This is a genomic window from Enterobacteriaceae bacterium Kacie_13, from assembly GCA_013457415.1.
GTDB lineage: Bacteria > Pseudomonadota > Gammaproteobacteria > Enterobacterales > Enterobacteriaceae > Rahnella.
The window spans coordinates 3,407,656-3,432,027 of record CP045665.1; the positions used below are offsets into that span (position 1 = coordinate 3,407,656).

General features: G+C 46.0%; 24 protein-coding genes. 4 read left to right on the forward strand and 20 right to left on the reverse strand.

Translation table 11 applies throughout. The features are described from left to right. Nucleotides 1–38: 38 nt before the first annotated feature. From cysK to GE278_15550, 4 genes are all read left to right on the forward strand, one after another. Nucleotides 39–1,004 (forward strand): cysteine synthase A, encoded by a 966-nt coding sequence (cysK, locus tag GE278_15535; protein ID QLK62096.1) that lies wholly within the window; start codon nt 39–41, stop codon nt 1,002–1,004. Between the two features lie 400 nt (nt 1,005–1,404). Then, a complete protein-coding gene (gene ptsH, locus GE278_15540; GenBank protein ID QLK62097.1) occupies nt 1,405–1,662 on the forward strand; it encodes a phosphocarrier protein Hpr in 258 nt (85 codons plus the stop codon). A 50-nt stretch (nt 1,663–1,712) separates the two neighbouring features. Next, nucleotides 1,713–3,440 (forward strand): phosphoenolpyruvate-protein phosphotransferase PtsI, encoded by a 1,728-nt coding sequence (ptsI, locus tag GE278_15545; protein ID QLK62098.1) that lies wholly within the window; start codon nt 1,713–1,715, stop codon nt 3,438–3,440. A 47-nt stretch (nt 3,441–3,487) separates the two neighbouring features. Next, nucleotides 3,488–3,997 carry a PTS glucose transporter subunit IIA gene (locus GE278_15550; GenBank protein ID QLK62099.1) on the forward strand — a complete coding sequence of 170 codons (510 nt, stop codon included), beginning with the start codon at nt 3,488–3,490 and terminating at the stop codon, nt 3,995–3,997. 66 nt (nt 3,998–4,063) lie between these two features. Here GE278_15550 and GE278_15555 read toward each other — a convergent pair whose 3' ends face one another. The 20 genes from GE278_15555 to GE278_15650 form a co-directional block, all read right to left on the reverse strand. Then, a complete protein-coding gene (locus GE278_15555) occupies nt 4,064–5,416 on the reverse strand; it encodes a HAMP domain-containing protein (GenBank protein QLK62100.1) in 1,353 nt (450 codons plus the stop codon). Then, entirely contained in the window at nt 5,397–6,080 is a 684-nt protein-coding gene (locus tag GE278_15560; GenBank protein QLK62101.1) for a response regulator, read from the reverse strand. Before GE278_15560 ends, GE278_15555 begins: the two co-directional genes overlap by 20 nt. A 100-nt stretch (nt 6,081–6,180) precedes the next feature. Next, nucleotides 6,181–7,065 carry a cysteine synthase CysM gene (gene cysM / locus GE278_15565; GenBank protein QLK62102.1) on the reverse strand — a complete coding sequence of 295 codons (885 nt, stop codon included), beginning with the start codon at nt 7,063–7,065 and terminating at the stop codon, nt 6,181–6,183. A 182-nt stretch (nt 7,066–7,247) separates the two neighbouring features. Beyond that, a complete protein-coding gene (locus tag GE278_15570) occupies nt 7,248–7,994 on the reverse strand; it encodes a peptidoglycan DD-metalloendopeptidase family protein (protein ID QLK62103.1) in 747 nt (248 codons plus the stop codon). Continuing rightward, on the reverse strand, nt 7,994–8,836 hold the full coding sequence (locus GE278_15575) for a prepilin peptidase (GenBank protein QLK62104.1): 843 nt from the start codon (nt 8,834–8,836) through the stop codon (nt 7,994–7,996). Before GE278_15575 ends, GE278_15570 begins: the two co-directional genes overlap by 1 nt. A 25-nt stretch (nt 8,837–8,861) precedes the next feature. After that, nucleotides 8,862–9,911 (reverse strand): hypothetical protein, encoded by a 1,050-nt coding sequence (locus tag GE278_15580; protein QLK62105.1) that lies wholly within the window; start codon nt 9,909–9,911, stop codon nt 8,862–8,864. Nucleotides 9,912–9,931: 20 nt separating this feature from the next. Beyond that, a complete protein-coding gene (locus tag GE278_15585) occupies nt 9,932–10,960 on the reverse strand; it encodes a type II secretion protein F (protein ID QLK62106.1) in 1,029 nt (342 codons plus the stop codon). Then, on the reverse strand, nt 10,947–12,473 hold the full coding sequence (locus GE278_15590; protein ID QLK62107.1) for a pilus assembly protein: 1,527 nt from the start codon (nt 12,471–12,473) through the stop codon (nt 10,947–10,949). Before GE278_15590 ends, GE278_15585 begins: the two co-directional genes overlap by 14 nt. After that, nucleotides 12,470–13,003 carry a hypothetical protein gene (locus GE278_15595; GenBank protein ID QLK62108.1) on the reverse strand — a complete coding sequence of 178 codons (534 nt, stop codon included), beginning with the start codon at nt 13,001–13,003 and terminating at the stop codon, nt 12,470–12,472. The genes GE278_15590 and GE278_15595 overlap by 4 nt, the downstream gene beginning before the upstream one ends. After that, nucleotides 12,985–13,806: a hypothetical protein gene (locus tag GE278_15600; GenBank protein QLK62109.1), complete on the reverse strand. Its 822-nt coding sequence runs from the start codon at nt 13,804–13,806 to the stop codon at nt 12,985–12,987. Before GE278_15600 ends, GE278_15595 begins: the two co-directional genes overlap by 19 nt. A gap of 8 nt (nt 13,807–13,814) precedes the next feature. Then, the gene (locus GE278_15605) at nt 13,815–14,366 is read right to left on the reverse strand and encodes a pilus assembly protein (GenBank protein ID QLK62110.1); all 552 of its coding nucleotides are present in this window, start codon (nt 14,364–14,366) and stop codon (nt 13,815–13,817) included. Between the two features lie 6 nt (nt 14,367–14,372). Next, complete coding sequence (locus GE278_15610; GenBank protein ID QLK62111.1) at nt 14,373–15,851, reverse strand: type II and III secretion system protein; 1,479 nt, start codon at nt 15,849–15,851, stop codon at nt 14,373–14,375. Between the two features lie 23 nt (nt 15,852–15,874). Beyond that, nucleotides 15,875–16,180: a pilus assembly protein gene (locus GE278_15615; GenBank protein QLK63314.1), complete on the reverse strand. Its 306-nt coding sequence runs from the start codon at nt 16,178–16,180 to the stop codon at nt 15,875–15,877. A 346-nt stretch (nt 16,181–16,526) separates the two neighbouring features. Beyond that, complete coding sequence (locus GE278_15620; protein ID QLK62112.1) at nt 16,527–18,221, reverse strand: prepilin-type N-terminal cleavage/methylation domain-containing protein; 1,695 nt, start codon at nt 18,219–18,221, stop codon at nt 16,527–16,529. Continuing rightward, nucleotides 18,218–18,943 carry a type IV pilus major pilin gene (locus tag GE278_15625; protein QLK62113.1) on the reverse strand — a complete coding sequence of 242 codons (726 nt, stop codon included), beginning with the start codon at nt 18,941–18,943 and terminating at the stop codon, nt 18,218–18,220. Before GE278_15625 ends, GE278_15620 begins: the two co-directional genes overlap by 4 nt. Before the next feature lie 392 nt (nt 18,944–19,335). Continuing rightward, a complete protein-coding gene (locus tag GE278_15630; protein QLK62114.1) occupies nt 19,336–19,692 on the reverse strand; it encodes a hypothetical protein in 357 nt (118 codons plus the stop codon). A gap of 647 nt (nt 19,693–20,339) precedes the next feature. Then, entirely contained in the window at nt 20,340–21,434 is a 1,095-nt protein-coding gene (gene cysA, locus GE278_15635) for a sulfate/thiosulfate ABC transporter ATP-binding protein CysA (GenBank protein QLK62115.1), read from the reverse strand. Beyond that, nucleotides 21,424–22,299 carry a sulfate/thiosulfate ABC transporter permease CysW gene (cysW, locus tag GE278_15640; protein QLK62116.1) on the reverse strand — a complete coding sequence of 292 codons (876 nt, stop codon included), beginning with the start codon at nt 22,297–22,299 and terminating at the stop codon, nt 21,424–21,426. Before cysW ends, cysA begins: the two co-directional genes overlap by 11 nt. Further along, nucleotides 22,299–23,129: a sulfate/thiosulfate ABC transporter permease CysT gene (cysT, locus tag GE278_15645; protein ID QLK62117.1), complete on the reverse strand. Its 831-nt coding sequence runs from the start codon at nt 23,127–23,129 to the stop codon at nt 22,299–22,301. The genes cysW and cysT overlap by 1 nt, the downstream gene beginning before the upstream one ends. After that, nucleotides 23,129–24,106, reverse strand: coding sequence for a sulfate ABC transporter substrate-binding protein (locus GE278_15650; protein ID QLK63315.1), 978 nt, complete (start codon nt 24,104–24,106; stop codon nt 23,129–23,131). The genes cysT and GE278_15650 overlap by 1 nt, the downstream gene beginning before the upstream one ends. Between the last annotated feature and the right edge of the window lie 266 nt (nt 24,107–24,372).

Consider the following 24,372-nt stretch of genomic DNA (forward strand, 5'->3'; position numbering starts at 1 on the left):
TCCCACCGTGGATATTTCATACAGTTAAAGGACGGGTTATGAGCAAGATCTATGAAGACAATTCATTAACAATCGGCCATACGCCACTGGTTCGCCTGAACCGCATCGGTAATGGTCGCATCCTGGCTAAGGTCGAGTCGCGTAACCCGAGCTTCAGCGTGAAGTGCCGTATCGGTGCCAACATGATTTGGGATGCCGAAAAACGCGGCATTCTGACCAAAGATATCGAACTGGTTGAACCGACCAGCGGCAACACCGGCATCGCGCTGGCATACGTCGCTGCGGCGCGCGGTTACAAGCTAACGCTGACCATGCCGGAAACCATGAGCGTTGAACGCCGCAAACTGCTCAAAGCCCTCGGCGCCAATCTGGTGTTGACTGAAGGCGCGAAAGGCATGAAAGGCGCGATTGCCAAAGCTGAAGAAATTCAGGCCAGCGATCCGCAACGTTATTTAATTCTTCAGCAGTTCAGCAATCCGGCGAACCCGGCTATCCACGAACAAACCACCGGTCCTGAAATCTGGGAAGACACCGACGGCGATGTGGATGTGCTAATCGCAGGCGTTGGTACCGGCGGCACCATCACCGGGGCGGGCCGGTATCTGAAAAGCAAAAAAAGCAGCGTGACGCTGGTGGCCGTTGAGCCTACCGACTCCCCTGTTATCACCCAGACGCTGAACGGCGACGAAGTGAAACCAGGCCCGCATAAAATTCAGGGCATCGGTGCCGGTTTTATTCCGGGCAACCTTGATTTAGAACTGCTGGACCGTGTGACATTGATCACAAATGACGAATCCATTCAAATGGCGCGCCGTCTGATGGAAGAAGAAGGGATTCTGGCCGGGATTTCTTCCGGTGCCGCAGTAGCCGCTGCGGTTAAATTGTCCGAAGAAGCGGACTTTGCTGATAAAACCATCGTCGTGATTTTACCGTCTTCCGGTGAACGCTATCTGAGTACCGCATTGTTTGCTGATTTATTCACTGAAAAAGAATTGCAACAATAATGCTACATCGCTAAAAACGCTCAAAAAAGCACCTTAAGGGGTGCTTTTTTGTGGGCTACGTCAAACTTTACACCACTCTGTCATTGATTTTACCCGCCAGTTTTAGTATTTAACCGGACAATTATTTCGGTGCGCGAAATTAATCACTTCCATCCCGCCTCCCGCTGAATCGATTTACCGATTTGTTACATGAGGGAAAAAGACGGCATAATGGGGGGAGAACAGGAAAGCCTAGATCTAGGGCAAAGAGTTTTATCGCAGAGTGCGGTATTTTCTCTTTTCTGTTGCATCAGAACCAGCCCCTGAACCATAGTCAGGCGCGAATCTCTCAGGCCAAAGTGAAGCCAATACGCTAAACTTTAGCTCCACAACATTACTTTAATAAGTTGGGGAAACAACAATGTTCCAGCAAGAAGTTACTATCACTGCACCAAATGGTCTGCACACTCGCCCTGCGGCACAATTCGTGAAAGAAGCGAAAGGTTTCACTTCTGACATTACCGTGACTTCAAACGGTAAAAGCGCCAGTGCTAAAAGTCTGTTTAAACTGCAAACTTTGGGCCTGACCCAAGGTACCGTTGTGACCCTCTCAGCTGAAGGTGAAGACGAGCAGAAAGCCGTTGAACACTTGGTAAAACTGATGGCAGAGCTCGAGTAACAACAAGCCGCTCTTATATCGTTTAAACCAGTCAAGAGAAAGGTAGGGTTATGATTTCAGGCATTTTAGTATCTCCCGGTATCGCTTTCGGCAAAGCACTTCTGTTGAAAGAAGATGAAATTGTCATCAACCGGAAAAAAATCTCTCCCGATCACGTTGATCAGGAAGTTGAACGTTTCCTCACTGGCCGTGCGAAAGCGTCCGCCCAGTTGGAAGTGATCAAGACCAAAGCCGGTGAGACCTTCGGTGAAGAGAAAGAAGCCATCTTCGAAGGCCACATCATGTTGTTGGAAGACGAAGAGCTTGAGCAGGAAATCATAGCCCTCATCAAAGACGAGCATGCCTCTGCTGACGCAGCCGCTTTCTCAGTCATTGAAGGCCAGGCGAAGGCCCTGGAAGAGCTTGATGATGAATACCTGAAAGAACGTGCGGCTGACGTGCGTGATATCGGTAAACGTCTTCTGCGCAACATTCTGGACATGGCAATTGTTGATCTGAGCTCCATCCAGGACGAAGTGATTCTGGTAGCGACCGATCTGACGCCTTCAGAAACAGCACAGCTGAACCTGAACAAGGTGCTCGGCTTCATTACTGATTTGGGTGGACGTACGTCCCACACCTCAATCATGGCCCGCTCACTGGAACTGCCTGCTATCGTGGGTACCAGCGACGTGACCAAACAAGTCAAAAATGATGACTATCTGATCCTCGACGCCGTAAACAATAAAATCTACGTCAACCCGACAGCCGATATTATTGACGAGCTGAAAGCGGTTCAGAACCAGTACATCTCTGAAAAAGACGAACTGACTAAACTGAAAGACTTACCGGCCATTACGCTGGATGGTCACCAGGTTGAAGTCTGTGCCAACATTGGTACCGTGCGCGACGTCGCCGGTGCAGAGCGCAATGGCGCTGAAGGTGTTGGTCTGTATCGTACCGAATTCCTGTTCATGGATCGTGACAGCCTGCCTACCGAAGAAGAGCAATTCCAGGCTTATAAAGCCGTTGCTGAAGCGATGGGTTCACAAGCGGTTATCGTGCGTACCATGGACATTGGCGGTGATAAAGACCTGCCGTACATGAACCTGCCAAAAGAAGAAAACCCGTTCCTGGGCTGGCGCGCAATCCGTATCTGTCTGGACCGTAAAGAAATTCTTCATGATCAGCTGAAGGGTATCCTGCGTGCTTCTGCTTTCGGCAAACTGCGTATCATGTTCCCGATGATCATTTCTGTTGAAGAAGTGCGTGAACTGAAAGCAGAACTCGAACTGTTGAAAGCTCAGCTGCGCGAGAAAGGCCAGGCATTCGATGAAACTATCGAAGTTGGCGTGATGGTTGAAACTCCGGCAGCCGCCGTGATTGCTCACCATCTGGCAAAAGAAGTCGATTTCTTCAGTATTGGTACAAACGATCTTACCCAGTATACTTTGGCTGTGGATCGCGGTAACGAGCTGATCTCTCATCTTTACAACCCAATGTCTCCGTCTGTACTTGGCTTAATCAAGCAAGTTATTGACGCATCTCATGCCGCCGGTAAATGGACAGGGATGTGTGGCGAGCTAGCCGGTGACGAACGTGCTACACTTCTTCTATTGGGCATGGGATTAGACGAGTTCAGCATGAGTGCTATCTCAATTCCACGCATCAAGAAAATTATTCGCAATACAAACTTCGAAGATGTGAAAGCGCTGGCAGATGAGGCTCTGGCTCAACCTACGGCGCAAGAGTTGATGAACCTGGTTAACAAGTTCATTGAAGAAAAAACACTCTGCTAATTGCGCGATGCTGTAAAGCTGCCCAAATTATTGCTTAGGAGAAGATCATGGGTTTGTTCGATAAACTGAAATCATTGGTTTCTGATGATAAAAAAGACGTTGGCACTATTGAAATCGTAGCGCCAATCTCTGGTGAAATTGTCAACATTGAAGATGTGCCAGACGTTGTTTTCGCTGAGAAAATCGTCGGCGACGGTATTGCAATCAAACCAACTGGCAACAAAATGGTTGCTCCGGTTGACGGCACTATCGGTAAAATCTTTGAAACTAACCATGCTTTCTCAATCGAATCCGACAGTGGCATCGAACTGTTTGTTCACTTCGGTATCGATACGGTGGAACTGAAAGGCGAAGGCTTCAAACGCATCGCTGAAGAAGGCCAACGTGTGAAGAAAGGTGATTTGATTATCGAGTTTGATCTGGCTCTGCTGGAAGAGAAAGCGAAGTCTACCCTGACTCCGGTTGTCATCTCTAACATGGACGAGATCAAAGAGCTGATTAAACTGACTGGTAGCGTGACTGTGGGCGAAACCCCAATCATCCGTATCAAGAAGTAATTCGCTCAGCGATAAAGAAAAACGGCGCTAATGCGCCGTTTTTTATTGCCTGAATTCAGAGGATCGCTACTGAATCTTCCAGTGGGGAACCTGCAGAGTGATCACCAGCCCGTGCGGCTGCGCATTACGGGCATCCACTTTGCCATCGTGTGCGACCATCACTTTACGGGTGATCGCCAGCCCCAGACCGTAACCTTTGCCTGACAACGGCGACTTCACGCGCACAAACGGGTCGAAGATGCTCGATAGCTTATCCTCTTCCACGCCCGGCCCCTGATCGGCCACTTCAATCTGCAAGTAATCTTCGAAATGCGCCAGTGAAACAGTAATAGTTTGCCCGCGCGCCGAGAAGCGCAGCGCGTTACGCACCACGTTATCGACCGCACGACGCATGAGCTCCGCGTTACCTTTCACTGTGTAATCCGCGTCATCCGGTATTTCAGGATGCATGGCGATTTCCACACCGGGCAATTGCGCTTCATAACGCGCATCGTTAACTACCGCTTCGACCAGCCCAAACAGGTCGAAATATTCTTCGTCCGGTATTTCGCTGCTTTCGGTTCGTGAAAGCGCGAGCAGTTCGCCGATCATCTTATCCAGGCGCCCGGCTTCATGCTCGATGCGGCTGAGTGATGTTTCAACGTTCGACGGATTCTGCCGGGCCAGCCCGATCGCCAGCTGCAAGCGTGCCAGCGGCGAACGCAGCTCATGCGAGACATCATGCAGTAGTTCTTCGCGCGCTTTCACCAGCACTTGTAAACGCTCGGCCATGGCGTCGAAATCACGCGCCACTTCAGAAAGCTCGTCATGACGCTTACCCATGCTGGAAAACAGCCGTACAGACAGATCGCCCTGCGCCACCCGTCCAAATGCTTTACGCATTTGCAGCATCGGGCGCGTCAGATTCCACGCCAGCACCGCACTGAATAATAATCCACCCAGGCCACCCAGCCACAACAGCGGCGGGGGGATATTCAGCAAGTCTTTGTGCCGCCGTGGCCGGTATTCGTGCATTAGTCCCTGAACGTCGTAGCGCAGGCGATACCCTTGCCCGTCCGGTGCCTGCACAAATTCCACCACTTCATTCGGGATTTTACCCGGTTCCAGATCCTGCACGGTATTGCCTTGCGCGGGCAGCAGTGAAGGCGTTACCGAGAAAAGTTTGCGGTCGCTGTCCGGCCAGTTGGCCATCATGTCATTGAGCGCGGGCATTCCACCGGTGTGCAGCATTGAGACAGCAGAGTTGATTTGCAACTTTACGAAACGCCGCGCGATGCCGCTTTCCGGCGGTTCATGAGGATTATAAAAGGCAAATACCACCCAGAGGCCCTGGGTGATGGCAACAAAGGTAAACCAAAATCCTAAGAGGATTTTCCAGAACAACCTTCCGCGCATACGCTTATCGGATCCGGTAGCCAATACTACGCACCGTCTCAATAGTCAAAATATCGCCACCATCCAGTGACCCCAGTTTCTGACGGATGTTACTGATATGCACATCGATACTGCGGTCGTAAGCTTCACGCGGACGCCCCAGACCTTTCTCCGACAGCTCGTCTTTCGACACCACGCGTTCCGGGGAACGTAACAGCAACTCGAGCAGATTGAACTCGGAGGCGGTCAGATCAAAAGGTATTCCGCGCCATTCGCTGCTGCGGGTAGCCGGATTTAGCGTCAGGTCGCCGTAGTTGACCGATGAGGAATCTGAATGCGATTCCTGTTGTTCTTCCACGCGGCGCAGCACCGCACGCAGACGGGCCACCAGTTCACGCGGATAGCACGGCTTAGGCATGTAATCATCTGCGCCCATTTCCAGACCGATGACGCGATCGATATTGTCGCCTTTCGCGGTCAGCATAATGATCGGCAGGCGGCTGTTTTTGCGCACCTGACGCAGCACATCAATACCGCTCATGTCCGGCAACATAATATCAAGGATCATCGCGGTATATTCGCCAGACATCGCACCTTCCACACCCGCTTTCCCCGTCAACACCAGCGAGGCATCAAAGCCTTCGGCAATCAGGTATTCACTGAGCATGGTGCCTAACTCGAGATCGTCATCGACTAACAAAATTTTCATTATTTTTCCGCCTGGCTAAAATTTTGGTCATTTTTACCACTAAGCCTGCAATGCGCAGCCGCTTTTACTCTAATTTTACATTCTACTGATGAATATAGGATCAGAGATCGAAAACGCCAGTCGACAGATAGCGGTCACCACGGTCACAGACGATCGCAACGACAACGCTTCCGGGGTGGCTTTTTGCCACACGTAATGCACCCGCCACGGCACCGCCGGAGCTGACGCCGCAGAAAATTCCTTCCTCACGTGCCAGCGCGCGCATGGTATCTTCGGCCTCGGTCTGGCCCATGTCCATCACTTCATCGACCAGTTCAGGTTTGAAAATGCCCGGCAAATATTCCTGCGGCCAGCGGCGAATACCCGGAATACTGCTGCCCTCAGAAGGTTGCAGGCCGACGATGGTGACATCCGTACTCTGGCTGCGCAAATAGCGGCTGACGCCGGTGATGGTGCCCGTCGTGCCCATACTGGATACAAAATGTGTGATACGTCCTTGAGTCTGCTGCCAGATTTCCGGGCCAGTGGTGGTGAAATGCGCGAGTGGATTGTCCGGGTTGTTGAACTGATCCAGCACTTTGCCCTGCCCCTGCTTTTCCATGTTCAGCGCCAGATCCCGTGCGCCTTCCATACCCTGTGCGCGGCTAACCAATAGCAGTTCTGCGCCGTATGCACGCATTGATGCCTGACGTTCAAGGCTCATATTTTCCGGCATCAGCAATTTCAGTTTGTAGCCTTTCAGCGCAGCAATCATCGCCAGCGCAATACCCGTATTCCCGCTGGTCGCTTCAATCAGCGTATCGCCCGGACGAATTTCCCCACGCTTTTCCGCCTGCTCAATCATGAACAGGGCGGCACGATCTTTCACCGATCCGGCCGGGTTATTGCCTTCAAGTTTGACCCAAATTTCGCTGTCCAGACCGTAGGTCAGGCGCTGTAACTTCACCAGAGGGGTATTACCGATATAATGTTCGAGCGTACTCACTGTGATTGCCTTATAGCCGGGAGTTATTGGAAAGAATAAAACGCAGAATACCGGGGCGCAGACATAAAAAAAGCGACCATCAGGTCGCTTTAAATCTGCGATAGGAATGAAATTAACAGCAGGAAGAGTGATTGGCAAACGGTTGTCGTGCAGGCGTACCCGGGCGTGAGAGGTCTCGTTTCTTATCTGCCATCAAGCTTTTGCAGGCTATAACGAGACCCATTGGATACCACTTTGAATTCATTGAAAACTTTATCACCCGGTTTGGCAAAAATAAGCTTCTTACCCTTTTTCACACCAATGCGAGGTTTTCCCGCATGCTGGGTGACAAAAATAATGCGGGCAATCTTGGGGATTTTTACGCTGTCAGAGTCGGGCGAATTTTTCACCCATCGCATCTGAGAATGCTCATTCATTGACGCAGGCGAATTGAGCACTAGCGTTGGGTCCAGCAGCTGACCCCGGTAATTTATTTCAAGGTGCAAATGAGGCCCGGTAGTTCTCCCCGTAGCCCCGGACAGGGCAATGACATCCCCTTTTCGTACCCGTTGGTCGGTATGAACATTGAATGCATTTAAATGTAAGTATTCACTCACCCAGCCATTTTTATGGGTAATGACGATATAGCGGCCCGAAATAGGATCACTGGCTATTTTAGTCACCACGCCATCTTCAATCGTCATCACTTTGCTATAAGGCGGAGCCGAAAAATCCGAACCATTATGCGGCGCAAAATGGGCTGTAACCGGGTGAAAACGACGGCCAAACCCAGACGTAATACGCAAAGGGATCTCCAGCGGAGAAGCAAACGACAACTGCTGGCTAAAGCGCAGCGGTGAAACACCGCTGTTATTATCGGCCTGAGTGCTTCCATAGGCTGGCAAAGAACCGACCAAAAGCGCCCATACACACAGCAGCCAGACCTTCATTATTGCACGACGCTAATATGAAAAAGGATCAGGGCAGCCAGAGCAATCGCCGGGCCAAAAGGAATATACTTATTCTCTTTAATCAGCGGGCTTTGAGAAACACGCAGTATCTTTTCATAATACGCCCAGGCAGTCAGATAGAAGAATCCGCCCAGCACAGCTGAAATTAAAATGAGTTCTGGTAGTAAATCCAACCCCAACCAGGCGGAAACTGCCGCATAAAGTTTGACATCGCCGTAGCCTAAACCATCCTGATGACGAACCTTTTTATAGATTTCCATTACACCGTACATGATGGCCCAGGAAACAATGACAGCAAGAACAGACTGCTGGGGTTTTACTGGAATGATTCCAAAAACCGAAGCCACAATGCCCCCCCAAAGCAAAAGGAATACCAAAGGGTCAGGCAAATAAAGAGTTTTGACATCGATAGCCGCCAGGCAATATAGAATGCAAAAGAAAGCCATACTGAAAACAAATGCTGTCACGCTGATCTGAGGCACCAGATAAAGTGACATCAGCGCAAACCACAACCCGACCACCGCCTCGGTGATCAGGTATTGCACAGATATGTTTGCATGGCAGAACCGGCACTTGCCTTTCAATAGCAGCCAGCTGATTACCGGTATATTATCCCGTTTCAGAACAGATTTTTCACATTGCGGACAATGTGAAGGTGGCCACCAGAGATTGACCGGTGCACCAATTTCCTGTTCATCCTCCGGCAGGGGAATCATCATTAATGGCAGACGATAAATCACTACATTAAGGAAACTCCCAATAACTAACCCGACGACCAAAGCCAGTAATGGATAACTGGAAAATAATATAAACTCAGCCATGCAAACTCCTGAAATAAAAACTTACTTAATTACAATTAATAGGGTTGCCGGTGGTTTTATCTTTAAGGTATTTTACCTCAATGTCACTGTTTTTCCATCCACTTTCAGGGTCACCGGTAGTCGCTCCAGTATTAGAAGTACTTTTGTCAGTACCATGGCCCGCGGAAGTAAATACTATTTCGTCTATGGCTCTGAGGTTTAATGTTGAGCTGGCCGGAAATGTTTTCAAAGCAAAATGATACCCACCTCGTGAAGCCTCCGTAACATTCATCACTGAACCATTTTCAGCGGAAGATTGGGTAGCGTCAAAGTAAATTGATTGGTCTGAAAAAGGGGTAATTTGGCCATCACTCCAAGCATCTTTATTTACTTTTTTTGCCTCAACAGGGTTTGTTGACCGCGCAGTAATTATTAGTGCTTTATAGCTTCTTACAGGAAGTCGAATAGTAACATTATTATTACCAGGATTAATCCAGTCCATGAAATTGCTTCGCAAAGCATAGGCGGTCATTACCTTCAGCGACTCATCACCCTTCAATACACCACGAGATCTAAGCTCATTTGTTTTACTGTTCAGTAATGATACTTCTCTTAAATGAGACCCCATATCCAGACCATCATGAATCGGTTTCTGCTGGGTGTTAGTTGGATTAACATAAACGCCATCAATTGGACCGTAAGACTTCCAACTAGAAACGAATGTTGCAGCATTAGGATCAGGAAAACTTGGGCTTTCTGTCGGAAAAACATTTTGATCCTGTTCAACATACGCATGATCACCTGTGTATTTACGTTGATCATTTACAGCATAAAACACGTTATAAACCATTGCAGACCCATGATTTTCAGTGAGTGCATCAGTTTCATTTACAAAAGTTATTGCCATAGATTCATAGGGGCCAGGGCATTGGTTATCCCCGCCACCTAAGGGTGCCACATATTTAAAACTACCGCTCTTAGGTTCAGGATCAGGATCAGATTTAACTTTACCTGCATAAGCAGTACCCGTCAGAAAGAGGGATACTATTGTTGTTGCAATAATAGCTTTGTTATATAGATAACATTTTGATTTCATAATTATATCCTTATAGAAAATTAATATTGTGACATTTTCGATAGCGCATCGGTCAGGGCATAAAGTGCAAGGAATACCCAGATCACACAACCACCGAGAATTAGCGTTGACAAAGACTTTAACAAGCCCGATATTTTTTTTATGTATTCCTGGATCTTAGTTCTGGATCTCTCGGAAACTGCAGTCAGCACTTCGTTAAATGAGGGTAAGCTAGAGTAAAGTGTTATATTAAGTAACTCTTCGGCCCCAAACAGACCGGTATTTAATGAATCACCGTAATTCGCACCCGATGTCATTTTACTTAGCATCATGTTAACGTGATATTTCTGCCAACGGTTTGAGTTCAAGGATATAATATTCAGGCTGTCATTAATTGGGATGTTATTTTTTAACATTCTGGCTAAGTTATTCAAAAAGACCGAAGCAGCAATCTGCTTAAAGGTAGAAAAAGGCAATACTCTGTCTAAATATTTATTTCTTAATAATCCGGTCAGGTTTCCCATAAGAAAACGTAGACAAAAGAATACCCCTATCGCACCCAGTAAAATCATAAGCCATAGCCCGTGATACAACGCGTTGCCAAAAGCGAACAACATTTGGGTTATTTGTGGCCAATGGGAAACCGGCACGACCTTTTCAAAAGCCGGGAATACTTTTAGGGCATACCCAGTGATCACTATTAATGCAATGACCATCATAATAAGAGGAAAAGTCACTGCAGAAACGAGTTGTTTTCTCAACAACTCGTTATAGTTAATGATACTCACCAAAGTAAGAAAACCGTCAGCCAGACCGCCGCTGCGTTCTGACGCATGTATGACACTCAATTCATCCTGTGGAATCAACCCCTGAAAGACAGATGAGATTGAAATACCCACTTTCATTTTTGAAATCAGAACCTGCAATTTTACGCTGAAAGATTTTCCTAATAATACTTTGCCCTCTGTTTGCAACTTCAATAAAGACTCATACAAAGGAAGATCAGCATTAATCATATCGGCACAAAACTGATATAAATAGAGCCGGTTAGCTTTACTAAATTTTTTCAAGAATCACCTCCAGATCACTGCTTTCCAGCTCGCCGAATTCCATGTCAAACCATGACGTGCAGACGTTCCCAGCAATCACCTTTGCCATCACCTTTTCTTTGATTTCAAATCCTTCGCTCATTGAAGGCATGGTTTTTCTTTTAGCTCGCCAGATTGTATAAACGCGCAGCCACTCCTGTTTAGCAATCGCTTCCAGTTCGTCATATCCGGGACGCATATATTCGAGGACAAGCTGACGACCAGAAATCCCTGTATCTTTACATTTAGAACACCCGGCATGATGACGGACATATACAGTGAATGTTTTACCCAGGATTTGAATATCCTTGCTTGTCTTACAACTATTGCAAAGAACTGGAACCAATTTTTGACACTGTAAACCGGCCACAAAACCCGGCGTAGAAAGCTTATCACTGGTAATACCTAAAGCTGACAGACGCTGTAAAAGTGAAACAATATTGCCCGCATGGACAGTAGTAAAACAGTAGTGACCACTTTCAACGGCTCCCGCTAAAGCATTGGCTGAAATGGTGTCACGAATTTCCCCCACCATCAGTACATCCGGGTCACGGCGCAGCGCTGATTTGATCGCCATATGGAAACCACCACCATCCGCATTGAGTACAGAACTCTGCTTAGCGCCATAGATTTGATATTCAACCGGGTCTTCGACCGTTAAAAAACAACCTTTGTCGTCATAACGGTTGATCTGTAACCATTCCATCAAATTTTTAAGCGTCGTAGACTTACCTGACCCGGTGGTACCGGCAATAATATAAGCACCGTATGGGTTGCTAAGAATTTTCTTCAAATCAGCAAGTTCATCGTCAGAGACGCCCAGCTTATCTAAACTGGCGACAGCGGCTTTCTGTATTCCTGATGGGATGATACGTAATACAGCATGGTAACAACCTGCTGTTTCACCAAAAATAGGGAAATGAGCATAACGAAAGCGATAATTTCTGTTGGCCAGTGTATATAATATATTTGCACTTTGTGGGATAGCCCGGTTCCAGGTGGTATCTTTTGTATTAGCCTCGACATTATAGAGTACAAAAACCAGCTCATCGCATTTATCAGCTTTCATTTGCATAAAAGTACTGAGCACACCATTTACACGAAGTTCAATTTGGGCAATATTATCATTGCGAGTAATATGTAGATCACTGGCACCTAAGTTAACAGCACTCAAGAGAATACTTTCTAATGAGTTCTGAATATCGCTGTTATCATTAAGGTTTAATTTTTTCTTATTAACCGATGTTTGTTCTAGAATTCGGTAATAATCATCCTCAACGATAATTGCAACACCACAGACATTACATCCATAAAAAGAATTTAATCTGTACAGATCGCTTTCTAACGTGGGTAATTTCTCAAGCAAAGTTAGTCTGGTGAGTAAGTACTCATTATCGTTGATAGTGCCAGTAATAAGATCTTCTTCATACTCAACAAAACGCCACGATCCCGCTGTAACGGATTCGTTTGTCAGATAAAGAAAATCTAGATTCACTGAGTCACTTCCTTAACAGAAGGCATATTTTGCCCAGTGTTATATACCAGGAACTGATGCCCATTCATGGTAAACTTTTCATTGATTTTAACTAACTTCACCACATCGTTGTCTGAAACCGCAACGCGGGAAATACCGGCGATCTCAGAGACAAGCAACACTTTTGGCAAAGCGACTGCTTCTTCCATTTTATTTTCATCAGGTGCAGATTCAGGCGCAGCTTCGCCGGCTTGTGTTGTTGCGGCAATAACCGGCTCAGCAACAGGCGTACTGATCCCCTTCGCTTTTTGGATAGCCGCACGGAGTTGTTCCAACTCCAGTTCATTTGATAAGACGCGTTTCTGATTTTCAAAAGAAAAATCATCCTGCATCATTTCAATCATATGATCCTGAACTGGAGTCGGTAAAGCCTCTGGCTGAGGACTCTTTGCAGAGGCAGCATTAGCTGGCACGTTATCTTCTGCATCAGCGACCTGCGATACAAAACTCAACGCCAATAGAGCCGATAAAATTAATTTCCACTTTTGCATACAAAGCCTCCTGAAATCTTCACTTCTTTCGATTTGAATTCAATGCCTTTAATAATAAAACTGTCTCTGAAAGCCTGACGTTCAAACAAACTCATTAAATGAACAATGTCATCCTTGGCTTTTACAGTCCAACTACCAAAAAGCAGACCATAATATTTTGTATTGCCTTTAATTTTTTCTTCAACATCAAGAACTGAAGATGCAGGAGGTTTTACTATCGTAATCTGATCCGATTTTTTATTAATTGAATTGAAAGCATATATATAACTTAACACCTGACCACAGTCGGCAGCGTCGATATTTTTACCTTTACTATAATGTTGCAACACAATATTATCATTCAGCTTTGCAGGTATACCAGAAAAGCTAATACCCTTATTAGAAAAACTCGATGAATAGCTCTTACCCCAAAATATCTTTTTCTGTACATTAAATACATGAGAAGGTTTGATCACATAACTAAATGTGCAGTTATCGGTTTTACATGAGAAACCAATCTCATTATAACCGGTTAAACCTAATACCAGTCGGCTTTTGTACATTTCATTAAGCAGCAAAGAAAAGCGATCTATGCTCCCCCCCTTCAACTGATCTTCGTAAAAGGTACTGACTTGTTTAATTTGTTGCTCTAAGGCAGTTTTTTTATTCTGCAATTCCAGATCGTGTTTTTTATGTGGCGTATAGACTAAAAAATACCAACCAGCAGTAGCCGCCAGAATGATAACAAGTATAATCCCCAGCATAATTCCTTGTTTTTTGTTTGGAACAAAACTAGACTTCCAAAAATACAATCCCTTGTTCATAAAACCACCTAAGAGAGCATCATATTAAGTAATATTGCCATTAATACCAGCAAAAATATGCCAACAACAGCGACGCCGATAACAAATAGTTTTTGCTTTCTTTTTATAATAGATTGCCTTTGATGACATACTAGCGCAATACTTTCTATCCATTGCTCTTTCAACTCCTTTATTTCGAGGCCGGAATAAACACTTTCCTTTATGTCCAGCATCAGTGAGTCAAAAAAACTCTTTTTTACAACTTTATCGCTCCCGCTTATTATCCGGTCGTTACTAATGATAAGATAGTAAACATCCTCACCATCTTTGCCATCATTGAAGAAATAAACACCATCTCCATATTCATTTTTAACATGAATTGCGAAGGGTTCAAAATCAGACGAACGCCTTTCTGAATATCCTTTTAGTAATCCACCATCTTGTGTGGTATAAACCAGTTGACCATGGGTGCGGCGAATTTTGTTAATCCATACCTGGTAATTTCTACCCATATGGCCGATATTCTCTGGTTCCCAGATCAAACCAGTCAATAAATTATTATCGGACAGATATTTAATCATGACAAATCACTTCGCGGAAGTTGGCGCACGGTAATAATCAATACCTACTACAGTAACTACTGTCACACTTGACTCATTATTTGTCGCATCAGCACCTAACATAACGTAGCTATGGCCATCGCTTGATTCTTGTGCTTCATACTTCCCTACCATCAACATACTGCCAGCTGAAACCATCGTTGTATTATACATTTCAGTCGTCGTTGTTTTAGGCAACTGGACTGAATCAAACGTCTGCATTTCATTCAAATACCGCTTAGTGAAACCACTAACTACTTCAATGCGGCCATCGGTTTGCACACGTGGCGTGATAATAAAACTGGTGCCGGTTACCAGTTCTGAAGTTTCAATTGAGGTGTCCTCAGTCGAAGTCAAATCGTTTGTCGTTTTAGTACGACCGGATACATAATTCTGCGTCTGCGTCATGTTTAGCGGAATTGATATTCCGTTACGCGTAACAAAGGAGCCACTCTGAATCACTTTATTACCAGTGATTTCATACAGCGCATCCATCTGTGCGCTCACATTTAGGGTGTGACCAGATCCCGCATAGAAATTACGGCCAAAGGACATCCCACCATCCATATTAGTCAGGACTTTATTGGTGTCGATATTGAATGTCGTACCACCACTCTTATACTGCATTGTTGCACCTGCGCCTAACTCCTTTATTTTACTCTTATCCAGGGTATAGATTTTATAAGTAATGACGAATTGCTTATTATTATCTACCTGATATTTCTTAAGTACTTCGTTTAAGGCATTATATTCTGAAGGGCGACCTGCAAACGTCAAGATAGAGGCATCTTTAAAAATTGTATAAACCCCACTGGAGATATACTTCTGCGCCATATCATCAACATCATCCCAATAGGATGAATCGAATTTCGTTTCAACCTTACCTTTCAAACCACCACTCGACGTAGAGGCATTCCCGGCAATATCGAGACTGGATTCAGACTTAGTATCTCCCCCATAGAAATCCATTTTAATAATATATGAGTTGTACAGACTTAATTTTAATACGTTGTTGTCATCCAGTTTTGCGGTAACGTCATACAACGCTGAAATATAACGCATAAACTCTTCGAAGTTACCGTTAAAATTGACACTACGGGTATCCTTTCTTGGATCATTAGTTTCGTCAATTTTGGCCGTGCCGGAACCCGGCATTGCATAATCCAGACGGAAACTGATCCCGGTTTGTTCGGCAACCGCGCTCATTAAAGTATTCAAATCCATTTGCTCATAGGATTGAATATTTACCTTTTTGGCCAGCAACTCCTGGGTCTTAGCATTATAGTCAACTTGCTTGCCCAAAAAAGCACCGTCAAACTTTTGGTATGGACGTGTTTTTACATCATCCGTAGTGGTAACTTTTCCTTCTTTACTGTCAGTAAGAGTATCAGGGTTGTATTTTTGGTCAATTGTCGTGCAGCCTTGCATGATGAAAAGCAGCGATAAGATTCCAATTTTATTTTTCATAATCATTTTATTCATTTCGCTTATTATTGCTCGTCAACAAGTAGAACTTTATTTTTTTGGTACAATTTTATGACCAAACCATAATTCTCAGAGGCGAATAATTTGCCGAGATCACCCAGTACGTCATCAGTCGTTGCACCGGTATAGGTGATGGTGCTGTAAATCATGTAATCTTTATTACTATTCCACAGCATTTTGTAACCTGAATCTTTAGCCCACTGATTTAAGCCCTGACTCAGTAAAATATTTTCATGCAGAACCAGCGCCCGCGTGGGATAACTGGAGACTGCAGATGCATATCTCTGTACTGGAGAAGTACCGGTTGACATAACCGGTTGTACCGGAGTACGTAACGTATTAGGTGTCATCTTCGGAGCAGCAGCAACTGCCGCTGGTTTAACCTGTGGCTTAACACTGGTTACTGACGCTTCAAAATCTGGTGCTGTCAATACCGACGGGTATTCTGTCTTATCATCACTGCTCCGGGATTCACTAAAGGGATCGCGATTTTGCGCTTCAGTGAAACCAGCCTCAGATGCAGCAGCAGATACCGAAAACATCAGCAGGCAGTAACCCATCGCTTTTTGCATCATCCTTGCGTCCCTTTTGTTCATAAATATTCCTGGATACTTTATTCTCATATAGAGCTGAATCATTCAGCCGTGCTTACAAAAATTACTGTTTAGTCGTACTGCACCATGACGTCAACACCACAGATACCGATTGTGAGTTAATCAGGTTAATACCTGCACCTGTCAGGTTATCGTAAAGTGCCGAGGTGGCACTTACGGTCCAGTTTGTGGTTTCACTATTCAAATTTACCTGTAGGGCTACGCCGGCTAACCGGCCTACTGCACCTAAACTGGTACGGTTTTGTGCCAAATTCGAAAAGTTACTTTCACTCTCTTTGCTATCCGAGTCCTCACCGACATCTGCAGAGACAGAGGAAATCGCGGCTACCAGCCTTGGATACATTTTCCGCCCCCCTGGTGCAGTAGGGCATTTCTGGACATTCACTTTCATTGTCCCTTTTTCGCTGCCAACATTACCTACGTAATCATTGTCTTTTTTAGCATCTGAAAAATCATTCCCAAAGGCGCGATATTCAACCACGGGCACGGTTAGTAATTCGGGGGCACCTTTAGCATCAACATTACCGGTATTTTCAACAATAATGTTTGCCATCAAGGTTCCAGTGACCGTTTTGTTATCTTTTTCAGTCGTCAGGTGCATAGTCTGATCATCACCATTGGTGCCAGTACTATCTCCTTCCGATACCGATAAACAAGGCAGGCTTTTATTCGATTTGGAATCCCAACATAAGCCTGGTTTATTTGTAGTACTACCGCTTCCACTGTAGATAGCCAAATGGTCTGAGTCATCAGCCTCGATACAAGGACCTGTCATTCTTTTGTTAATATTCCAACATTGCTTATCTACACCAACAGAGCCATCAGATTTTGCATATTTACCAATACCAGTTTCAAAACTGAATCGGATAGCATAGTCATGCCCTTGCGGATTAGCCAAATCGCCCGTATGGTTAGCGACATCGCCAAAATCTATAGCACTTTTATTACCCGCTTTGTTGACGATGACTACAACCCAATCCTTATCCGCAGATCCTTTAGGTCTGGCAAGAACAACAGCTTGTTTATAGGTTAATTTATAATTTTCTAATGCCTTATCAAAAGCTGGTTTAAAATTTTCAAAATAAAGATAATCAGTTTTCCGATCGGGAACAAATTTCACCGTATAGTCAACACGATCAATTGCAAGCGCTTCAGTAGCGCTGCCTACTAAATCAACCCGCTCAAGTTGCATATTTCCTACAAGAGCAATATTGGGTAATTTACAACGTATATAATCAACTTCAAAGTTTCTATTTACCTGACCTTTAGTCGGGTCGGCCGTTGTTCCATCGCAACTTTTACTCGTAAAATATGCACGTTTGGAGTTCGAACCTTTCCAAGAAAGATAATCCGATGCCTGCATGGTATCCAGTAGCCCTGCATTGCTCACACGTTTATAATAAACATTCTTGTAGGAGTCAATGCTGCCTTTATCCTTAGTATATAATGGGTTAGTTAATGTGTTGGGCGAATTATCCATCGCAACTTCATCTTCATTAACAAACTTCAGTAAACCATACATTTCTTGTACAATAGCGTTAGCAGTTATCTGACGACTTGTTTCATCTATTTGTTTCTTCTTATAATTTGCCAGCATTACAAGCATCATACCTATCAGTGCTAGAACGATAATTATTTCCAGAAGTGAAAAACCAGAATTTCCCTTTCGCACCTGATTACCGCCTTTTAAACACGATTTAAAATTCCCCTCCCGGAAGGGAGGGGAGATATTACTTATTTGCTGCCCAGAATTACGGCGTTGTTATCATTATCAGAACAAGCTTGAGCGGCTGCATCAGGCGAAATTGTTACACCACCGGCTGCTGCCAGGCTTTTCATAACACCAGTTGGGCCACCACCGGTAGCTGTGATTGCAACATCACCATCCAGTGACGTAGGAAGGGTTGGATCTGCACCAGCTGCAGCTGTAGCAACCTGGACGAAGTCCCAGGTGTTACCAACCTGAGTCAGTATGCTACGGCATGAACCTGCATCCAGACCATTCAATGCCAATACGAAACCTTTAGTTGAACCATCTTCTGCATCAGCCGTCAGTTTCACACCCTGCATCATGAAGTAGTCACCAGACATGCCGTTTTTAATTTCTGTCGCGCTAACCTGACCCAACTGCACCAGTGTCGCAACCATAGGCGCAGTTTCGCCTTTACTTGTTTCAATTGTTGATGGGGTAAGTGACAGTGCAGTGCCTGCTTTCTCCGGATAAATACCGACATCGTGATAGGCGTTACCAGCTGCGACACGTACGGAGTTAGTGTTATCAACCAGATCAGTAATATCCTGGCTTGTAAATGCACGCTGTGCCAGGATAACAACTGCTGCAGCCATAGTACCGATAATGCCCAGTACGATGATAACTTCCAGTAAGCTCATACCACGTTGCTTTTTCAGGGTAAGAGTGTTTTTTGCTTTAGATTTCATTTTGTTAACAATGTTATTCATTATATTTTCCATAATTTAAAAGATTTAAAAGAGATTACTACCCGTTGTATTTCCATATAAATATCAGTAAGTAATTCCGAAAGAAATCCACCCAGCATTTACCCGACCTGCTAATATTCATTAGGAGATAAATTAAATGCTTACCTGTATTATGCAAGGAACAAACTCTAGGCTTCCATACTAACAACACTAACAACACTAACAACACTCGTAAAAAACAGCATCATATATGCAGCAATAATAAAGGTGGCAGAGCATATTGATAATGTTTTTGCAGATGAATTCGACTTAACCACAAGGGATGCACTCACAATAAAACGCATCATAAAGCACGAAGTTAAATACCGATATATACTTTATCAAAATTACTTCTTTTAATTAAAATATCAACATTATAGGGCATTTAATTCAACTGATCTTTTTTGCATATTCTGGAATGCGGAATTTTTCACTCTTGCGCAAACAAGTTGAAGTTTGGCATCAATTTCAAGACCAAGGACTTCTTTTGCATCTTTATTAAGATTATCCCCTTGCGCTTTGAAGGTGGCATAAGACTTATTAATTTCAGCAAATTGTTTTGTGTATAACGCATAGGCATTTGGATCAAGCTTACCTAAAGCCACAAATTCTTTATTGCACGCTTCACGCCCTGGCTTCACCTGCTGCTGCACGGGCAACAACTTGTTGCTACAACCTGCAGAAGCGAAAACCATAAAGCACAGTGCCGTTAAAGAAAATATCTTATTCATACTAACCCCATCCATGACGGCTCCCTGACATTTGTCAGATTAGAAATCTTTTCAATTCATAAACAGGTAACCCGATTTATTGACCGCAGTATAGAGAGCTATTTTTAATATAGCAACACTATTCTATACTCATAATTATGACTTATTTAAAAAACATAACCATACAAAAAAGCTATTAAATAATAATTACAAACTTATTTTATATTTCCAAATTCAATTAAAACTTAATTAAAAAACGATATAAATCAATAATTTAAAACTCACTCACCAATCAGTAGGAATATTACAACAAAACTTGCAAATTCTTGTTTTAATGCTAATTAAAACCCCCATTTATTCATCAAAATGGATATTAAGTCGCATGTTAATTAGTCAGTTTTATTACTCATTCTCATTATCCATTAATAACGTACCTCACATGGATTTACTACCTATTTTGGGGTGTTTTAGAATTTAGTGGGTTCTTAATTTACAGGTTTAAAAGAGGTATTCAGTTCTTTGCATAGAATACCCTAGCTTTCATTTTTTACTCGAAGTGAACAAACAAGATGTCGGAGAAATTACCACAAAAACGGAGTTAAACAGAGGATTACAGCAGTGAACCGAAAGGAGCGTTTTGCTACTTCCGGCCCAAAAACATCCAATTATCAGGCGCTCTTCGCTAACGCAACGGGTTGCAGCTGTTGACAGCCGGCATATAAGCGTCCATTGAGGCCACCGACATAGAAGCGATCACCGCGCTGCGGCGTACTGGCACCATGAGTTTGTGAGAGCACCACCGCCAGCGGTTCGTTATGCCAACCTTCGGCCTGCACGATCAGTTGCCAGAAGTGCCCGCGCGGACTGACTTCCAGCACTTTTACCGGCAACGGGCAGCGCGCATTACTTTGCGGGGTGATTTCCATCTCCCATGGGCGCAGAAACAGGTCGACCGGCCCCTGATGCAGCGGCGGGTTTTCCAGCGGCCAATGATGCGCGCCGACGTACAGCTGCGAACCGCGGATGTCACCGCTGATTTTATTCACTTCACCCATAAATTCGAGTACGAAACGGGTCGCCGGTTCGCGCCAGATTTCTTCCGGAGCCCCGACCTGTTCGATATTACCTTGACTCATCACCACCACACGGTCAGCAACTTCCATCGCTTCTTCCTGATCGTGCGTTACGAAAACGCTGGTGAATTTCAGTTCTTCATGCAGTTGGCGCAGCCAGCGGCGCAATTCTTTGCGCACCTGCGCATCCAGGGCGCCGAAAGGCTCATCGAGCAGCAGTATTTGTGGTTCAACGGCGAGCGCACGCGCCAGTGCGACACGCTGTTTCTGGCCGCCAGAAAGCTGCGCAGGATAACGGTTAGCAAGATGTGCCAGCTGCACCATCTCCAGTAATTTGGTGACTTTTTGCCTGATAGCCTCGGCATTCGGACGCTCACGACGCGGCAGCACCGTCAGACCAAACGCAATGTTGTCGAACACCGTCATATGGCGAAACAGCGCGTAATGCTGGAACACAAACCCGACCTGACGATCGCGGGCATGAAGACGCGTGACGTCTTTGCCGTGGAAGCTCAGGTGCCCGGCGCTCTGATTTTCCAGCCCTGCAATAATGCGCAGCAGCGTGGTTTTCCCTGAGCCGGAAGGCCCAAGCAGCGCCACCATCTCTCCGGAAGCAATATCGAGCGAGATATCATTGAGCACTTTCGTGCGGCCAAAATATTTATTGATACCGTTAATTTCAATGCTCATGACTTTCCTCCCGCTCAAGACGGTCGTTGTGGCGCTTCAGACGCCATTGCAGGCCGCTTTTCAAAAACAGTGTAACGATGGCCATCAGGGTCAGCAGCGCGGCGGCAGTAAACGCGCCAGCGGTGTTGTAGTCCTGATGCAGTAATTCAACTTGTAATGGCAGCGTATAGGTTTCGCCGCGAATCGACCCAGATACCACCGAGACAGCGCCAAATTCACCGATAGCACGGGCGTTAGTCAACACCACACCGTACAGCAGTGCCCAGCGAATATTCGGTAACGTCACGCGGCGGAACATCTGCCAGCCTGAGGCGCCGAGTAATACCGCCGCTTCATCTTCATGGCTGCCCTGGCTCAGCATCACGGGCACCAGCTCACGAATAACAAAAGGACAGGTGACGAAAACCGTCACCATGACCATGCCCGGCCAGGCGAACATGAACTGAATATTGTGCGCGTCCAGCCAGCCACCCAGCGGCCCGTTGGTACCGTAGAACAGCAGATACAGTAAACCGGCGACCACCGGTGAAACCGCAAACGGGATGTCGATGAGCGTCAGCAGTAGCTGGCGGCCGGGGAAGTTAAAGCGTGCGACCAGCCAGGCCAGCAACGTGCCGAAAATCAGATTCACCGGCACGGTAATAAGTGCCATCAGTACAGTCAGCCAGATGGAGTGCAACATGTCGGAATCCGACAGATTCTTCCACACCGCAGCAATACCGTCGGACAACGCCAGTACAAAAATGCTGATCATCGGGATCACCAGCAGCAGAATACAAATCAGCACGCCGGTGCCGATCAGCGCCCATTTCACCCAGTCGATACGCTCGCGGGACTCGCCTGCAAAAGCCGGAATATCAGACATTATTGGCCTCCCAGACGACGGCCGTAGCGGCTCTGTAACGTATTAATGGCGAACAGCAGAATCAGCGACGCCGCGAGGATTACTGAGGCAATGGCGCTGGCCGCCGGATAATCAAATTCCTGCAGGCGGATGAAAATCATCAGCGATGTCACTTCGGTTTTCCATGCGATATTACCGGCGATGAAAATCACCGCGCCGAATTCGCCGAGGCTGCGGGTAAATGACAGGGCCGTGCCGGCCATCAGTGAAGGCATCACTTCCGGCAATACCACGCGACGGAAACTCTGCCAGCGCGATGCGCCCAGCGTTTCAGCCGCTTCTTCATATTCCGGGCCTAATTCCTCCAGCACCGGCTGCACGGTTCGTACCACAAACGGGATGCTGGTAAATGCCATTGCCACCGCGATACCGAGCCAGGTGTAAGAGACTTTGATATCAAAATGCGCGAGCCACTGGCCGTAAAAACCGGTAGTGGAGAACAGCCCTGCGAGCGTCAGCCCGGCCACCGCTGTCGGCAAAGCAAATGGCAGATCCATCAGGCCGTCGATCAGGCTTTTGCCGGGAAATTCATAACGGGTCAGGATCCAGGCCATCAACATGCCGAACACACAGTTGAAAAGGCTGGCGACGCCCGCCGCCAGCAGCGTCACTTTGTACGCGGCGACGACCTGACCGTTGGTTATCACATCCCAATATTGCGACAGCGTCATTTGGGACAGCTGCATCACCAGCGCGCTCAGAGGTAAGAGCAGCACCAGGCACACGAACAGCAGGCTGCTGCCGAGACTCAGGGTGAATCCGGGTAATACGCGTTTGCTCGACAACAACATTACTTGTGACCTTGCTCTAACAGTTTATCCAGCTCACCGCCGGTACTAAAATGAGTGTCCATGACCTGTTTCCAGCTGCCAAACTGATCTTCCACTTTGAAGAGTTGGGTGTCCGGAAACTGCCCTTTGGCCGCTGCCATCGCCGTTTTGTCATACACGCGGTAGTTAAAACTGGTGATTATTTTCTGCGCCTGAGGGCTCCACAGGTAATTCAGGTAATCTTTGGCCGCTTTTTCAGTGCCATTTTTCTCGATATTTTTATCGACCCACGCCACCGGGAATTCAGCCAGGATATCGACCGGCGGGACAATCACTTCGTATTTATCGTCACCGTACTGTTTGCGGATGTTATTCACTTCGGATTCGAAGCTTATCAACACATCGCCCAGACCACGTTCTACAAACGTCGTAGTCGCGCCACGACCGCCCGTATCAAAGACCTGAACGTTTTTCAGGAAGTTCGCCATTTTGGCGCGTGTCTTTGCGGTATCTTTCTTATCTTCAAGATTGAAAGCACCCCACGCGGCCAGATAGGTATAACGCCCGTTACCGGAAGTTTTTGGATTCGGGAAAACCAGCTTCACATCAGCACGGGTTAAATCATCCCAGCTGTGAATGTTCTTCGGATTGTCCTTACGTACCAGGAACGCCATAGTGGAATAGAACGGCGAGCTGTTGTTCGGGAGACGGGTTTGCCAGTCGACAGGGATTAAATCGCCACGGTCGTGGAGGATCTGCACGTCTGTCACCTGATTGTAAGTGACCACGTCGGCCTTCAGGCCCTGCAAAATGGCCAGCGCCTGTTTAGATGAACCGGCGTGTGACTGTTTGATCTCGAGTTTATCGCCGTTATTTTGCTCGGCCCACTGTTTCTGGAACGGCGGATTCAGCGCGGCAAACAGCTCGCGCGAAACATCATAAGAGCTGTTCAGCAATTCGGTGGCGGAGGCAGTGCCACTCGCCAGCAATATCGCCATCACGGAACCTTTCAGCACGTTGCCTGTAAACCACGCTTTACCCAACCCCGTTTCTGCAAACCCGATAGTTTTCATGCTTAGCCTTAGGTGAGTGAACCGATATGCGACGCTGATAAATGCCGCTCAATATCACACAGTGTATTTATAACTGAGGGTCAGGCTGTAACGGTTTTATATACCATTTGGTGATTTTCAAGCATGAAAAGCTATAAGGCATTAACAATCGGAGAAGAAATAAGACGTGGGAAGAGGATGAAGAGAAAACA